Source organism: Methylophaga nitratireducenticrescens (assembly GCF_000260985.4).
Classification (GTDB): Bacteria; Pseudomonadota; Gammaproteobacteria; order Nitrosococcales; family Methylophagaceae; genus Methylophaga; species Methylophaga nitratireducenticrescens.
The window spans coordinates 2,263,581-2,278,422 of sequence record NC_017857.3 but is presented as its reverse complement, the minus strand read 5'-3'; the positions used below and the strand labels follow the sequence as shown (position 1 = coordinate 2,278,422).

The window sequence follows — 14,842 nt, the reverse complement described above, 5'->3', positions numbered from 1 at the left end:
GGTAGCTACTTTTAATGATATTTAGGTCTTAGTCGCTTTGAAACGCTATAATACCGGCCATCAATTTACGGAGTTTGTATAGTTCATGATTAAATATTTGCTTGTCGGCTTATTGCTTGCGAACAGTGTATGGGCAGCGCCGCTTGATCGTATTGTTGCGGTTGTTAATAATGAAATTATTCTGGATAGTGAGCTGGTCGACATGGAGCAGACAGTACGTCAGCAGCTTCGCCAGCGTAATGCCGCAATACCTTCCTCTGATATTCTACGCCGACAGGTCCTTGAACGACTCATCATGCAAAAACTGCAATTGCAACGTGCAGAAATGTCGGGTATTCGGGTGGCAGATGACGCATTAAATGCCGCTGTTCGACAAATTGCTGAAAATAATAACCTTACCATACGGCAGTTTCGTGATGCGCTTGAAAGTGACGGCTATGATTTTACTGAATTCAGGGAAACGATTCGTGAAGAAATGATTATCAGTCGGTTGCGTAAAAGCGAGGTTGAAGATTCTATCGTTGTTTCTGAGCGAGAAGTTGATAACTTTTTGGCGACCCAAAACCTGCAAGGTGATTCTGAACAGGCATTCAGGTTATTACATATTTTAGTGGGTGTGCCTGATGCACCAACACCCGAACAAGTACAGGAAGCGGAAAAAAAACTAACCGTTATTCAAGATTTACTGGCAGAGGGCGGTGAATTTTCAGAAATTGCTGCAGGGTACTCCGATGGGCAAAATGCGTTGGAAGGTGGTGACCTAGGCTGGCGTAAACAGGCTGAACTGCCAACCTTATTTGCCGGTGTGGTTCCTAATCTGTCCGTAGGTGAAGTGAGCGATGTTATTCGAAGCGGCAGTGGTTTTCATCTCATCAAACTGGCCGAAAAACGCAGTGAGGAAACGCACCTGGTTAAACAAACAAAAGCTCGCCACATTTTAATCAAAACCAACGAGCTGGTGACTGATGAAGCTGCCGAAAAGCGACTTCAGCAATTACGTGAACGAATTCTCAATGGTGAAGACTTTGCCGAGCTGGCAAAAGCACACTCTGAGGATACTGGCTCTGCGATTGAGGGTGGAAGTCTTGGCTGGACCAGCCCCGGTGTTATGGTGCCCGAGTTTGAAGAAGTTATGAATAGTTTGGCGGAAGGTGAAGTGAGCGATGTTTTCCAAAGCCGTTTTGGTTGGCATTTAATTCAGGTCGAAGAGCGCCGAGAACAAAATATGGCAGATGAATTTAAGCGCAATAAGGCACGTGAGCAGTTAAAACAACGTAAAGTTGAAGAAGAGCTTGAAAGCTGGTTAAGAGCAATGCGTGATGAAGCCTACATAGAGTATCGTGAGCTTTGAGTGATATTTGCCGCATAGCACTGACTTCAGGTGAGCCCGCTGGAATTGGCCCCGACCTATGTATTCAGCTGGCACAACAGGGCCAACGCCATGAAATAGTCGTTATTGCGGATCCAGAGCTGCTTCAGCAACGTGCAGATGAATTATCGTTACCATTAAAGCTGGTTGAGTTTGATCCGAATTCGGACCCTAAACCAGGTGAAGCTGGTCGTATTGTCTATCTGGCGAGTAAACTCGCAGAAAAAGTGGTGCCTGGGAAATTGAATCCTGCTAATTCAGCCTATGTAATTGATACATTGCAACTCGCGCTGAATGGCTGTCTTGATGGGACTTTCGATGCTGTTGTTACCGCACCGGTGCATAAAGGTGTCATTAATGATGCTCAGATTCCATTTAGCGGCCATACCGAGTTTTTCGCTGATGGTGCTGGTGTCAATAAAGTTGTGATGATGCTGGCAACACCTGAACTTCGTGTGGCGTTGGCAACAACACATTTACCACTACGTGAAGTGAGCGATGCTGTTACTCAACAGAGTCTGCTGCAAATCATGCGCATTCTGGCCAATGGTCTGCATTTTAGCTTTGGATTAAAACACCCACGAATAGCAGTATGTGGTTTAAATCCGCATGCTGGTGAGGGCGGACATCTGGGGGCAGAAGAACAAACCGTAATCGAACCTGCAATTAAGCTCATACGTGAGCAAGGCTATGAGTTTAACGGTCCATGGCCAGCAGACACTATTTTCGTGAAGTCTCGCCTTGCAGAGTATGACGCTGTATTAGCGATGTATCACGATCAGGGGCTGCCGGTGCTTAAGCATCAAGGTTTTGGTGATGCTGTGAATATTACTCTGGGTCTCCCATTTATCCGAACTTCGGTTGACCACGGTACCGCTCTTGATCTTGCCGCTTCAGGCAATGCAAGTGCAACGAGCCTCCAGGCTGCAATCAATATGGCGGAAACAATGTCATTATCCAGAAGAACTGCATGACTGATCAGCGACATTATCCGAAAGCACGCAAACGATTTGGGCAGAACTTCTTGCAGGATGAAGCCGTTATAGCGGATATCATTGCTGCAGTAGCCCCTCAAAAAGATCAGCATCTGGTCGAAATAGGGCCGGGGCGCGGGGCATTAACGGCATCATTACTGGAAGGTGCTGGATTACTGGATGTGATTGAACTGGATCGTGATTTAGTGCCAATATTGCAAAACCAGTTTAAAGACGCCGCTAATCTGCATATTCATCAGGCCGACGCTTTGGAATTTGATTTCAGCGTATTACCCTGGAATGATGAAAAATTAAGGGTGATTGGCAATCTGCCCTACAACATTACTACGCCCTTATTATTTCATTTGCTGGAACAGGCTCCACTGATCGAAGATATGTGCTTTATGCTTCAGCGTGAGGTTGTAGAGCGCATTTGTGCCGCGCCAGGTAATAAAAGTTACGGTCGGTTAAGTATAATGATTCAATACCAGTGTATGGTAGAACAATTATTTATTGTGCCGCCTACAGCCTTTGATCCTCCGCCTAAAGTGGAGTCAGCCATCATTTATATCCAACCAAGAAAACAGTTTTTAGGTGGCGATGTTTGTATAAAAACATTAGGTAATTTAGTGACCCAGGCATTTAGTCAGCGTCGAAAAACCATCGCTAACACTTTGAAAAATAGTGTTTCCCTGGCAGCGTTGGAGGATCAAGGAATCGATCCAAAACTTCGTCCAGAAACCATATCAGTTGAACAATATGTTGCTTTGGCTCAATCTATAAGTGCTTAAAATAAGTATAGCCTATATAAGTAAATGCTTAAGTGCCGATTTAGCAAGAGTTTAGAGGCTGTTCGCAAAAAAACATGATGGTGATTGACACTAATGTTTTACTGTCTTGACACACTGTTTTTGCTGTAGTTAGATACACACAACCAATAAGGTGCGCCAGGATATATAGTGTGTCTTTTGGGATTTCAATACATAATATAAACGACACGAGGAATTAAGCTGTGAATAAATCTGAATTAATCGATGCAGTTGCTGCGGCCGCAGACATTTCAAAAGCGAAAGCAGCTCTGGCTGTTGACGGCGTGACTTCTGCAGTCACCAAGGCGTTAAGTAAAGGCGATCAAGTTACTCTGGTTGGCTTCGGTACTTTTTCTGTTCGTGAGCGTGCTGCTCGTACCGGCCGTAACCCACGCACCGGCGAAGAAATCAAAATTGCAGCTGCTAAAATTCCTGCATTTAAAGCTGGTAAAGCCCTGAAGGATGCTGTAAACTAGTTTCTTTTTTCTGGGGTGCTTAGCTCAGCTGGGAGAGCATCGCCCTTACAAGGCGAGGGTCGGGGGTTCGAACCCCTCAGCACCCACCAGGAATATCAGGAGCGGTAGTTCAGCTGGTTAGAATGCTGGCCTGTCACGCCGGAGGTCGCGGGTTCGAGTCCCGTCCGCTCCGCCAATACAAAAGAAGGGCGCATTCTATGCGCCTTTTTTTTTGCTTAAATTAACCCACATTCGTGAAGAAGGTTCACTCCTATGTTGCATTTCATACGTGATCGCGCCCAAGGTTGGATTGCTTGGTTTATTGTTGGCTTAATCAGCATTCCGTTTGCACTCTGGGGGGTGAACTCTTATGTCTCCGGACCAAGTGACACCATCGTGGCTGAAATTAATGGTGAAGAAATCACTCAGCCGGAATTATTACAAGCCGTCCAGCGTTATCGGGACCAAATGCGTGAAATGATGGGCGAAGAATTCAATCCCGAAATGTTTGATAATGCTGAAATCCGTTATGTCGTTCTGGATGACCTTATCGAGCAACAGCTAATTCGTTCTGCTGTTGATGATCTTGGCCTTCGAATAAGTGACCGTCAAATTGCCCAATTCATCCAACAAACTCCCGCATTTCAGCGTGATGGCACATTTGATAGTGAACAATATCAAATGGTCCTGGCCAGAGCAGGTTTTACTCCGACATCTTATGAAGCAAGTCTGCGTGATGATCTTTTGGGGCAGCAGCTGGTACAAAATATTGAAGGCAGCACGCTGGTCTCTCAGGTTGAGGTAGAAAGGCTATTAAAACTGGAAAATCAACAGCGCAAAATTGCCTTTGGTGTGGTTAAGCTTGAAGCTTTTCTTGATGAAACAGAAGTTGATGAAGCTGATGTTCGTGGTTTCTTTGATGCAAACCAATCAAGTTTTACTTCACCGGAACAAATTTCACTCGATTATCTGGAGCTGTCACTTGATGAAATTTCATCACAAGTAAAAGCAAGTGATGAACAGCTGCAACAATATTATGTTGACAATAAGTCACAGTTTGTTGGTCCTGAACAGCGCCGTGCCAGCCATATCTTAATCGAAGATAATGAAGAAGCAGAACAGATCCTCGCTGAAATCCAATCCAAACTTGAAGAAGGTCAAAGCTTTGAAGAGCTGGCAAAAACATATTCAATCGATGTTGGTTCAGCATCTTCAGGTGGAGATTTAGGTGCTATTCAACGTGATGTTATGGAACCGGCTTTTGAAGAGGCAGTGTTTGCTTTACAGAATGTTGGCGATATCTCTGAACCGGTTAAAACGGAGTTTGGCTACCACATCATTCAGTTAACGGATATTGATCAATCCAGCAATATAGAGTTTGCTGATGTTAAAGATGAAGTTGAGCTGCAATACAAACGTCAGCAGGCTGAACGCCAGTTTTATGATAAAGCTGAAGAGCTGGCAAACCTTACTTATGAGAACCCTGAAACATTGGATATCGCCGCGGAGAGTTTAACGTTGGATATTCAAACCTCAAGTTTATTTACTCGTAGTGGAGGTAGTGGAATTGCTGAAAACCCTGCAGTTGTGAAAGCAGCATTTTCAGATGATGTATTGAATCAGGAGCTTAACAGTCCAGTTATAGAGTTATCTGATACTCGATTAGTTGTCATCCGTAAGAACAGCTACGTTGAAGCGACTGTTCTGCCATTTGACTCCGTTGCTCCAGCGATTACCGAGCAGCTTCGTTATCAGCGCGCCAGCGATCTAGCCTATATTCAGGGGGAAGCCAGACTGCAGGAGTTAGAATCTGGTGCATCAGCTACAGAAGTTTTTCCTGATACCTGGCAGCCAGCCGCATATTATGGACGTGATAGTCAGGACATCAGTGCACAAATCCTCGACAAAGCCTTTAGATTACCTAATGCTGAATCAACCCAATATGCCGGTTTCACTACCGAGAACGGTAATTATGTTGTGATAGCAGTAAGTGATGTGAAACAGGGTTCAGTTGAAGATGTAGAGCCTGAAATGCGTGATGGATTGGTATCCAATCTGACCAGACTGAACGGTAGCGTCGAAGTGGCAGCATTCCTCAACACATTACGGAGTGAAGCCGACATCGAGATTTATGAATCACGGGTCACATCAAGCGAAGAAGAGTAGTTCGCTAATATTACTTACTGAAAAAGGCGCTTTAACGCTAGACGTTAAACTAAAGTGTTGCTATAAACGCTTAACGTCCAGTCTATAAAGGGCTCTTAAAAGAAAAGGCATCTTCAAATAATTGAAGGTGCCTTTTGCTTTGATGTATCAAAGGTCAGTTCGGGCTTGTTGGTGCAGATCTGGATGGGCTGCGCGAGTAGCCATAATTAGCTAACTGCTCATCAGCCTCATCCGGCATCATGAAAGCCCGCTGCATTAACCTTATTTCCTGGCTATCAAGGCCGGCATGCCTGGCAAACTCTTCGTATCGAGCTGTGGTAGCAACCACCTGATGAACGATCTCGATGGCATCACCTTCAGACAGCCTAAAATGTTTTGCCTGGTCGATTACAAGCCCTAGGTTGAGTTCATTATTTGTCTCACTGATATTGAGACTAAGCCCTGTTCCTTCCGGATTTGGGTTAATGTCATAGGCCGGAGACAGCTTCCAGCCGGATCCGTCATGTAAAAACCCATGATTTCTTAAGTGATCATCCGTATTTTTTACAGCCACGTTGAAGACTATACGTCGGAACAACTCAGCCAGATCGGGCTCAATGTTCACCCCATAACGGCTGATAAAGGCAGCAAGTTCCAGATAGCTTGCTGGATGGTGATGTTCAGGATCAGGTGATTGAAAATAACCGCCGCCCTGATCGGCTTTGTCATCGTAATAGCCAAGCTGGGTTATCGCCGAAGCGAAGTGAACACGAACCAGTGAACCCTCACGTAACGTGCGGTCAAACCGCTTTGAAAGATACGTTGAATACTGACTCGTAAACTTTTTTACATCACCCAGGCTCATATCAAGGCCAGCTTCGGTAGCTATCTGACCGGTCACATATTCCCAGGCGCCAACATCGTACTCATCCATCTTGCTGGGAAACTTGGCAATCCAATACCCATCCTCATCAAGAACGCAGGCTTTGGGCCTCGCGCCACCCAGTGAAGAGCCGGGTGCGATCAGCATGTTCAGCCAGCGGCGATACTCAGCCAGTTCTTCATCAGAAGGAATGGATTTATTCTCCTCTACAATCTTTGCTGCATGCTCCAGCTCTCCCAGGCTGGCGACATGGGGCGCAGCCAATGAGTCATTGTCACTCAAGAAAGGCCCTTCATTATCCAACTTGTAACGAAACCCACCCATCCTGTAACTGTCATGCACGCCCAGCAGGAAATCTGACTCATACAAGGTCTGCTCTTTCCTGCTATCAAGTCTTGCATCAATAGCCTCGTGACGTTTCATCAGCAACTTTCCCCACCGGTCAGGGGCAGAATCAAGAAAGGCGCGGAAATTGTCATTGCCTGAACGGGGGAACAGATCCCCCTTATAAAGCGAAAGCTCCGGATCGATTTCCAGGGAATGAGGAGACGCAAGCCATTCTTCGGCATAGTTGAACCGATAGGCTTCTTTCCCCCTCACAACGTCAACCGTCAGCTCTCCGACGAAAATGGTGCCAGGCAGTCCTAGCCAGTCAGCATAAACTTTTATTCTTTTCATTTAGTCGCGATCCTTGTGTTTTTGAGCTTAATATCAGCAAGCTTCCGCCCTAGCTCGTCATCCGCCGCCAGCTTCAGAAAATCCTGCTCTTGATGAAGTACGGCAAGCACATTCAGGTAATGACCAATGGCGACAGACGGACTCCCCTTCTCAATATTAGAAACGGTCAGGCGCGTTGTATCAGCACGCTCAGCGACCATTTCCATGGTGAGATTACGGCGCTTTCTGGCCAGCATGATGTTTTCCCCCATCTGCTGCAGGATCCGCTCCCGCGCAGGTAGGAGAACGGGGGATTTTCCTCTTTCGTTTTTCTTGCTCATGATTAATTTACCATGCATAGATGTATATAAATGCATAGCATATCAAACATTATCAATGATGCAAGTCTAACCAAAGAGGCTCATTTATCTCGGATATTCTGTCTATTTGATATAAAAATGCGCCACCATTGGTGACGCGTAAAACTCTTGGGTCTAGCCACGCTTTAAATTTAACGCCTAGGCTTTAACGCGCCTTTTTTATAACTAACGTATCAATGACTTTGGCTCCAACACTGTCACCCCAGATATTGACTACAGTACGGAATCGATCCAGAAACCAGTCCACTGCCAGTAACAGTGCAATACCATCCAATGGCAAACCTACCGCACTAAGCACGATGACCATGGTGACCAGCCCTGCTTCAGGGATTCCTGCAGCGCCGATGGCCGCAAGCGTTGCCGTAATAAACACAATAATTTGTTGGGTCATCGTCAAATCAATGCCATAGGCCTGAGCTATAAATAACACTGCAGCAGCTTCATAGAGTGCTGTGCCATCCATATTGACCGTACTGCCCAGTGGCAAAACAAATTTGATGGCTTTATCACTTACTTTATTTTCACGTGCATTTTCCATCGTAAGTGGAAGTGTGGCTGTTGAACTGGCTGTACCAAAGCCGGTCACCAGGGCTCGACTCATACCCAGTAAGTAGCTAAAGCCTTTTCCAGCAATCAGTTGCAAGAGTAAAAGAAGAAAACAAAAGTGGATGAGAAGCCCTGTCAACACGGTGACTACATGCCAACCCACTGCCTGAATTTCCCGGAACAGTGCATCGCCTCCACCGGCCAGTCCCAGTCGAGCAGCAATCAAAGCGAAAATACCGATCGGCGCAAAATACATTATCCATATCACCAGTTTCATCATGGCTTCATTAATTCCATCAAAAACGGCAAAGACGGGTTTGGAACGTTCGCCAATCGTTGTTAACGCCATCGCAAATAATATGGCAAAAACTATAAGCGGTAATAACTGCATCTCAGTGGCAGAGGCGAATAGATTTGGTGAGATCAACGACATCACAATATCAGATGCGCCGGTTCCCTGTTTTTCCAAAATACGCTCTGGAACCGTGGCATCACCTAGTTCAATACCTGCACCGGGCTGGATGATGTTTACGACTACCAAGCCGATGAATACTGCCGTAGCAGTTGTTAAAGCATAATAGAGAAGGGTGGAGCCACCTAAGCGTCCCAGTTTACGGATATCGCCAAGCGCACCAATACCGCTGATAACAGACGCTACAATCAGCGGGATAATCACCATTTTCAACGCATTGAGAAATAAGTCACCCAGCCAACCGATTTGTAATGACAGGTCACCGAAAAACCAGCCAAACAAGACACCGCTGATGGCACTCAGGATAATCAAAATCAATAATATGATGGCATGTGAGTGTGGCATTGGCTGCTATCCTCAAATGTATAAGGGCTAAAACAAAAACAGGGCTGAAAGCCCTGTTTTTGTTAACTGAATGAACATCGGTAAAAAATTACTTATCGCCAATACCGACAATATTGTAACCACCGTCAACATAGGTAATTTCGCCGGTTACCCCGGATGCCAGATCGGAGCACAGGAAAGCACCTACATTGCCAACTTCATCAATCGTGACATTACGACGCAATGGTGCATTACGTTCGCCATAGGCCAGCATCTTGCCAAAATCGCCAATACCGGCAGCAGCAAGTGTTTTTATAGGGCCTGCAGAAACAGCATTGACACGAATGCCTTCCGGTCCTAATGAATAAGCCATATATCTGACAGTGGCTTCCAGAGCGGCTTTTGCGACCCCCATAACGTTGTAATTATCGATAGCACGTTCGGCACCCAGATAGCTCAGTGTCAATAATGAAGCATTACGGCCAGCCATTAACTCTTTACCCGCTTTCGCCAATGCAGCAAAGCTGTAGGCACTGATATCATGTGCAGCGGCAAAACCTTCACGTGTCACACTGTCAACAAAACTGCCTTGCAGTTGTTCACGGGGAGCAAATGCGACCGAATGAACAATACTGTCCAGCCCATCCCATTGTTTGGCCAGGTCATCGAAAACAGTTTTGATTTGCTCATCACTACTAACATCGCAAGGAAAAATTAATGCTGGATTGGAGCCACATTCTTCAGCGATTTTTTCGACGCGGGATTTGAGTTTGTCATTTTGGTAAGTAAAAGCTAATTCAGCACCTTCACGTGCCATGGCATGCGCAATACCGGCAGCGATAGAACGCGAGCTGGCAACGCCAACAATCAATACCCGTTTGCCTTGTAGAAAACCCATGAAGTACTCCAGAAATTTTAAAACCGATAAACTTACCTGATTTTGGCAGGTACTGGAAGAGGCGAGCAGCTTACATTCCCGTTATACTCCCTATTTGCCTGGTTTCAACGTTGGATGGTTATGCCCCGATTTTCTGTTGTGCTCTTCTGGATAGTTATTGCATTGCTGACCGGTTGTGATATATCGGCTATCAACTCTCCATACCCTGCAGCTGAGAGTGAAAAAACGGTCAGTTACAGCTCCTTTATGTTGCGTCCAAAACATCTTGATCCCGCCCGTTCCTATTCAGCAAATGAAAGTCTGATTACAGCGCAGATATATGAGCCGCCCTTTCAATATCATTACCTTAAACGTCCGTATCAAATGGAACCATTGACCGCAGCCAAAATGCCGGAAGTGGAATTTTTAGATAAAAATCAACAAGTATTAGCGGGATCACAACAGACAGCAGAAAATATCGCTTTTTCACGTTATACGATTACCCTGAGACCCGGAATAGCCTATCAACCACATCCGGCATTCGCTCAGGATGCGTCTGGACAATGGCTATATCACGATCTGGATGAACAGAACTCCAATCATCTGAACACGATTATGGCTTTTCCCGAGCAAGCCACCCGGGAATTAAAAGCGGCTGATTATGTATATCAAATTAAACGGCTGGCGCATCCAGAAGTGCATTCACCCATTTTAGGCTTAATGAGTGAACACATTGTCGGTTTGGGAGATTTTGCCGCCACTCTCAATAAACTGCAGCAACAAGGTAAGCCGCTGGATTTGCGGGAATTACATATCGATGGGGTGGAAGTTATTGATGATTATCAATACCAAATTACTGTTTATGGTCAATATCCCCAACTGAAGTACTGGCTGGCAATGCCATTTTTTGCGCCTATTCCCTGGGAAGCCGATGTGTTTTACCAGCAGACTGTCTTAAAAGATAAAAATATCACGTTAGACTGGTACCCGATTGGAACGGGAGCCTATCAGATGGTAGAAAACGACCCTAACCGGCGCATGGTGATGATTAAAAACCCCAATTATCACGGTGAAATTTATCCCAGTGAGGGTAATCCTGGCGATGCTGCAGCTGGTTTACTGGATGATGCCGGTTTGCCGATGCCATTTATCGATAAAATTATTTACACCCTGGAAAAAGAAAGTACTTCTTACTGGGGGAAATTCATTCAGGGTTACTACGATATCAGTGGCTTAACCTCCGACAGTTTTGAACAGGCCATCCAGGTTTCTTCAGGTGGGTCGTTTGGGCTAAGCGAAGACATGATGGAAAAAGGTATTGATTTACAGGCTGCTGTTGGCACCACTACCCATTATATTGGGTTTAATATGCTGGATTCGGTAGTGGGGGGAGACAGTGAACGAGCACGCAAACTGCGTCAGGCAATTGCAATTGCGATAGATCAGGAGGAATTCGTTTCCATTTTCTTTAACGGACGTGGAATTCCTGCACAGGGACCTATTCCTCCGGGCATTTTTGGTTATCGTGAAGGCCGGGAGGGATTGGATCCTTACGTTTATGAATGGCGGAATGATGCGGTGCGCACCAGGCCCATTTCCTTTGCCAAAGAATTACTCGCGGATGCCGGATATCCCAATGGTCGAGATGCTGAAACAGGGCAACCGTTAGTTTTGTATTTTGATGTTTCTGCTGTTGGACCGGATGCCAAGGCCCAATTGGACTGGATGCGTAAACAATTTCAAAAACTCAATATCCAGCTGGTGATTCGATCAACTGATTACAACCGTTTTCAGGATAAGATGCGTCGCGGGCAAACGCAGATATTCAAGGTTGGCTGGAGCGCTGATTATCCGGATCCGGAAAATTTTCTGTTTCTTTTATATGGACCAAATGCCAAAGCCATTCATAATGGTGAAAACAGTGCAAATTACCAAAACCCGGAATTCGATAAATTATTTGAGCAGATGCGGGTGATGCCTGATGGTGATGAGCGTCAGCAAATTATCGATAAAATGGTGGATATTGTTCGCCATGATGTGCCGTGGGTATGGGGATTTCATCCCAAACAGTTAACGTTGTTCCACGCGTGGAATAAAAATATCAAACCCAATCTGATGGCAAACAATACATTAAAGTATCATCGAATTGATCCGCTATTACGGGACCAGTTGCGGTCGAAATGGAATCAACCGACCATCTGGCCGCTGATTTTGCTGTTGTTTATTTTTAGCCTGGCAATGTTGCCAGCTGTTTTGATGTATCGTCGAAAAAAACACCAACAGGCTGTCAATAGTTGATACTGTTGATTTTGCGTATCATCCGGTACAATTAAACGCGAAAATTGTTCTATGACTTCAGGTATGACTTAATCAGGGAGAAAAGCACGTGGATTTGGCTACTTTACTGGGTTTTTTAATAGCCTGGAGTCTGATTATCGCCACCATTGCTCTTGGGGCAGCGGCGAGTACTTTTGTTAACACACCTTCTTTCATGATAGTTGTTGGCGGCACCTTTGCTGTCGTCATGATGCGCTTTACCCTAAAACAGTTCATCGGTTCAATGAAAACGGCGACCAAAGCCTTCTTGCATAAATCTGAAGATCCTTCTGAAATTATCACCAGTGTCGTTGAGTTAGCCGGTATTGCCCGTAAAGAAGGTCTGCTGGCATTAGAGCGGCAAGAAGTTAAAAATCCTGCACTGGCACTGGGTATTCGAATGCTGGTCGATGGTCATGAGCCGGCTGTGGTCAGAAAAGCCCTGAACACGGAAATGAATGAAACGGTCAATCGACATAGCATCGGTCAACAGATTTTCCAGCAAATTGGTGATGCCGCTCCGGCGATGGGAATGATCGGTACTTTGGTTGGTCTGGTTCAAATGTTATCGAATATGTCCGATCCGAAATCAATTGGTCCAGCGATGGCGATTGCATTATTGACAACCTTATACGGTGCAATGATTGCCAATATGTTTGCTTTGCCTGTAGCCGATAAGCTTGCACTTCGCAGTAATGAAGAGCTGATGAACAAAAGTATTATCATTGAGAGTGTGATGGGAATTCAGGAAGGTCAGAACCCGAAAGTATTGGAAGAGTTACTGAAAAATTATCTTCCGGCTTCAAAACGGGATGCTGAAGCACCAGCTCCAGCCGAAGCTTAATCAGCTGACGACGGCAGAATTCTATGAGTGAGTCTGAAACGCAAAGTTTCAAAAAGCAGCAAAAGAAGGGGTTGCCTGCCTATATGGCGACATTTGCCGATTTAATGTCGTTATTAATGTGTTTCTTTGTGCTGTTGTTATCTTTCGCCGAAATCGATGCCATCAAATATAAAATGGTGGTTCTGTCTTTGGAAAAAGCGTTTGGTGTGCAGCGGGAGGTAGTAGCTGAAGCTATTCCTAAAGGCACCAGCATCATTGCACAGGAATTCAGCCCGGGCGAGCCTAAACCTACACCGCTGAATATTGTCAGACAGGAAACCACTGATGATACGAAAGATGTGTTAAAAATCACCATGGATGCCGAAGCTGTTGCCGAAGCTCAGGCAAAGCAGGTGGCCGAGGAGGTTGAAGAGTTTAAAGAAGCACTTGAATCAGAAATACAGCGTGGTTTGATCGTTGTAGAAAATCAGCTCAACCGTATTGTTATCCGAATTCGTGAGCGCGGTTCCTTTCCTTCTGGCGATGCCACATTGAATCAGGATTTTGTCCCCATTTTGAAAAAAATTAATGAAGTGTTGACACAGACTGACGGCCTCATTGCGGTGGCAGGCCATACTGATAATATTCCCATAAATACTTCCCGATATCGGTCCAACTGGGAGTTATCAACTTCCAGGGCCACTTCAGTCGTCCATGAGCTGCTCAAATACAACACCATTCCACCAGAGCGTTTTGTGCTCGAAGGCTATGCCGATACCCGGCCATTGGCCCCAAATGATTCTATTGAGAATCGGGCAATAAATCGTCGTGTTGAAATTGTGGTTCTAAAAGGGTCGCTGGACAGCGAGCTGACCAAGTCAATTGATGATTTGATCCAGCAGCACGATGCAATAGAAAGTGAAATCCAACAAGTCCGCTAGACTTTCAAAGAATGACACATGAACATATATAGCACTGCAAACAATGGTATTATTTTGCAGGTTTTTGATATTTGTTTTGACAAGATTCAGATGAGCAATAAATAAAAAAACAAACGGCAAAAAGCTTTATATTTGAAAAAGGCGACCATACAAGAATAATAAAATCGGTTGTTAAAAAGTGCTGCAAAAAAAGTAAGGGGTAAACATGCAAAAAATTTCCGTAGAAACAGGAATCGTGATCCCATTGGATCGACCAAATGTCGATACGGATGCCATCATCCCAAAACAGTTTTTGAAATCAATAAAACGCAGTGGTTTTGGTCCAAATCTATTTGATGAATGGCGTTACCTGGATCATGGTGAGCCGGGACAGGATTGTAAAGATCGTCCGCTTAATCCCGATTTTGAATTGAATCAACCACGATATAAAGATGGGACGATATTACTGGCACGTGAAAACTTTGGTTGTGGATCGAGCCGTGAGCATGCAGTTTGGGCGCTTGAAGATTATGGTATTCGGGTGATTATTGCGCCCAGTTTTGCTGATATCTTTTTTAGCAACAGCAGTAAAAATGGCATTCTCACAATACAACTCGATGAACAGCTGGTCGAAAAACTATTTCATCAGGTTGAGGCTACTCCAGGTTATAAGCTGACCGTTGATTTGCCAGAACAGAGCATTTTGTTGCCTGATGGTGAAGTCCTGCATTTCGAAATAGACAGCTTTAAAAAGCATTGTCTGATAGAAGGTCTGGATGATATTGGTCTGACCCTGCAGCATACTGATGAAATCAAAGCTTACGAGGCCCGTCGTCGCGAACAAACGCCGTGGCTGTTTTCCTAATATTTTTTCCATTTATAAGTAATAACA

Annotated in this window: 13 protein-coding genes and 2 tRNA genes; 11 read left to right on the top strand and 4 right to left on the bottom strand. The window is 45.1% G+C overall.

Annotated features, from left to right (window positions below):
* Nucleotides 1–85 precede the first annotated feature (85 nt).
* The 7 genes from Q7A_RS10805 (at nt 86) to Q7A_RS10775 (ending at nt 5,773) form a co-directional block, all read left to right on the top strand.
* Nucleotides 86–1,351, top strand: coding sequence for a peptidylprolyl isomerase (locus Q7A_RS10805; protein WP_014707395.1), 1,266 nt, complete (start codon nt 86–88; stop codon nt 1,349–1,351).
* Entirely contained in the window at nt 1,348–2,343 is a 996-nt protein-coding gene (gene pdxA, locus Q7A_RS10800) for a 4-hydroxythreonine-4-phosphate dehydrogenase PdxA (RefSeq protein WP_014707394.1), read from the top strand. The genes Q7A_RS10805 and pdxA overlap by 4 nt, the downstream gene beginning before the upstream one ends.
* On the top strand, nt 2,340–3,134 hold the full coding sequence (rsmA, locus tag Q7A_RS10795; RefSeq protein ID WP_014707393.1) for a 16S rRNA (adenine(1518)-N(6)/adenine(1519)-N(6))-dimethyltransferase RsmA: 795 nt from the start codon (nt 2,340–2,342) through the stop codon (nt 3,132–3,134). The genes pdxA and rsmA overlap by 4 nt, the downstream gene beginning before the upstream one ends.
* 221 nt (nt 3,135–3,355) lie before the next feature.
* Nucleotides 3,356–3,628: an HU family DNA-binding protein gene (locus Q7A_RS10790; protein ID WP_014707392.1), complete on the top strand. Its 273-nt coding sequence runs from the start codon at nt 3,356–3,358 to the stop codon at nt 3,626–3,628.
* A 13-nt stretch (nt 3,629–3,641) separates the two neighbouring features.
* A tRNA-Val gene (locus tag Q7A_RS10785) sits at nt 3,642–3,717 on the top strand.
* Between the two features lie 9 nt (nt 3,718–3,726).
* Nucleotides 3,727–3,803, top strand: a tRNA-Asp gene (locus tag Q7A_RS10780).
* Nucleotides 3,804–3,880: 77 nt separating this feature from the next.
* Complete coding sequence (locus tag Q7A_RS10775; RefSeq protein WP_014707391.1) at nt 3,881–5,773, top strand: SurA N-terminal domain-containing protein; 1,893 nt, start codon at nt 3,881–3,883, stop codon at nt 5,771–5,773.
* Nucleotides 5,774–5,927: 154 nt separating this feature from the next.
* Here the strand turns inward: Q7A_RS10775 and Q7A_RS10770 are convergent, their stop codons facing one another.
* The 4 genes from Q7A_RS10770 to Q7A_RS10755 form a co-directional block, all read right to left on the bottom strand.
* The gene (locus Q7A_RS10770; protein ID WP_014707390.1) at nt 5,928–7,313 is read right to left on the bottom strand and encodes a type II toxin-antitoxin system HipA family toxin; all 1,386 of its coding nucleotides are present in this window, start codon (nt 7,311–7,313) and stop codon (nt 5,928–5,930) included.
* Nucleotides 7,310–7,633: a helix-turn-helix domain-containing protein gene (locus tag Q7A_RS10765; RefSeq protein WP_041354562.1), complete on the bottom strand. Its 324-nt coding sequence runs from the start codon at nt 7,631–7,633 to the stop codon at nt 7,310–7,312. The genes Q7A_RS10770 and Q7A_RS10765 overlap by 4 nt, the downstream gene beginning before the upstream one ends.
* Before the next feature lie 184 nt (nt 7,634–7,817).
* Nucleotides 7,818–9,035, bottom strand: coding sequence for a dicarboxylate/amino acid:cation symporter (locus Q7A_RS10760; protein WP_014707388.1), 1,218 nt, complete (start codon nt 9,033–9,035; stop codon nt 7,818–7,820).
* An 88-nt stretch (nt 9,036–9,123) separates the two neighbouring features.
* Nucleotides 9,124–9,912 carry an enoyl-ACP reductase FabI gene (locus tag Q7A_RS10755; RefSeq protein WP_014707387.1) on the bottom strand — a complete coding sequence of 263 codons (789 nt, stop codon included), beginning with the start codon at nt 9,910–9,912 and terminating at the stop codon, nt 9,124–9,126.
* 120 nt (nt 9,913–10,032) lie between these two features.
* Between Q7A_RS10755 and Q7A_RS10750 the strand changes: the two genes are divergently transcribed.
* From Q7A_RS10750 to leuD, 4 genes are all read left to right on the top strand, one after another.
* Nucleotides 10,033–12,189, top strand: a complete 2,157-nt coding sequence (locus tag Q7A_RS10750; protein ID WP_202971529.1) for an ABC transporter substrate-binding protein — start codon at nt 10,033–10,035, stop codon at nt 12,187–12,189.
* Between the two features lie 88 nt (nt 12,190–12,277).
* Nucleotides 12,278–13,051 carry a flagellar motor protein PomA gene (gene pomA, locus Q7A_RS10745; RefSeq protein WP_014707385.1) on the top strand — a complete coding sequence of 258 codons (774 nt, stop codon included), beginning with the start codon at nt 12,278–12,280 and terminating at the stop codon, nt 13,049–13,051.
* Nucleotides 13,052–13,074: 23 nt separating this feature from the next.
* Complete coding sequence (locus Q7A_RS10740) at nt 13,075–13,971, top strand: MotB family protein (RefSeq protein ID WP_014707384.1); 897 nt, start codon at nt 13,075–13,077, stop codon at nt 13,969–13,971.
* A gap of 205 nt (nt 13,972–14,176) precedes the next feature.
* On the top strand, nt 14,177–14,815 hold the full coding sequence (gene leuD, locus Q7A_RS10735) for a 3-isopropylmalate dehydratase small subunit (protein ID WP_041354560.1): 639 nt from the start codon (nt 14,177–14,179) through the stop codon (nt 14,813–14,815).
* The last annotated feature ends 27 nt before the right edge of the window (nt 14,816–14,842 follow it).

Bases quoted from the DNA above. Each gene is read 5' to 3' on its own strand.
- Q7A_RS10805 (WP_014707395.1), top strand. From the start codon at position 86: ATGATTAAATATTTGCTTGTCGGCTTATTGCTTGCGAACAGTGTATGG.
- rsmA (WP_014707393.1), top strand. From the start codon at position 2,340: ATGACTGATCAGCGACATTATCCGAAAGCACGCAAACGATTTGGGCAG.
- Q7A_RS10775 (WP_014707391.1), top strand. From the start codon at position 3,881: ATGTTGCATTTCATACGTGATCGCGCCCAAGGTTGGATTGCTTGGTTT.
- Q7A_RS10770 (WP_014707390.1), bottom strand. From the start codon at position 7,313: ATGAAAAGAATAAAAGTTTATGCTGACTGGCTAGGACTGCCTGGCACC.
- Q7A_RS10765 (WP_041354562.1), bottom strand. From the start codon at position 7,633: ATGAGCAAGAAAAACGAAAGAGGAAAATCCCCCGTTCTCCTACCTGCG.
- Q7A_RS10760 (WP_014707388.1), bottom strand. From the start codon at position 9,035: ATGCCACACTCACATGCCATCATATTATTGATTTTGATTATCCTGAGT.
- Q7A_RS10755 (WP_014707387.1), bottom strand. From the start codon at position 9,912: ATGGGTTTTCTACAAGGCAAACGGGTATTGATTGTTGGCGTTGCCAGC.
- Q7A_RS10750 (WP_202971529.1), top strand. From the start codon at position 10,033: ATGCCCCGATTTTCTGTTGTGCTCTTCTGGATAGTTATTGCATTGCTG.
- Q7A_RS10740 (WP_014707384.1), top strand. From the start codon at position 13,075: ATGAGTGAGTCTGAAACGCAAAGTTTCAAAAAGCAGCAAAAGAAGGGG.
- leuD (WP_041354560.1), top strand. From the start codon at position 14,177: ATGCAAAAAATTTCCGTAGAAACAGGAATCGTGATCCCATTGGATCGA.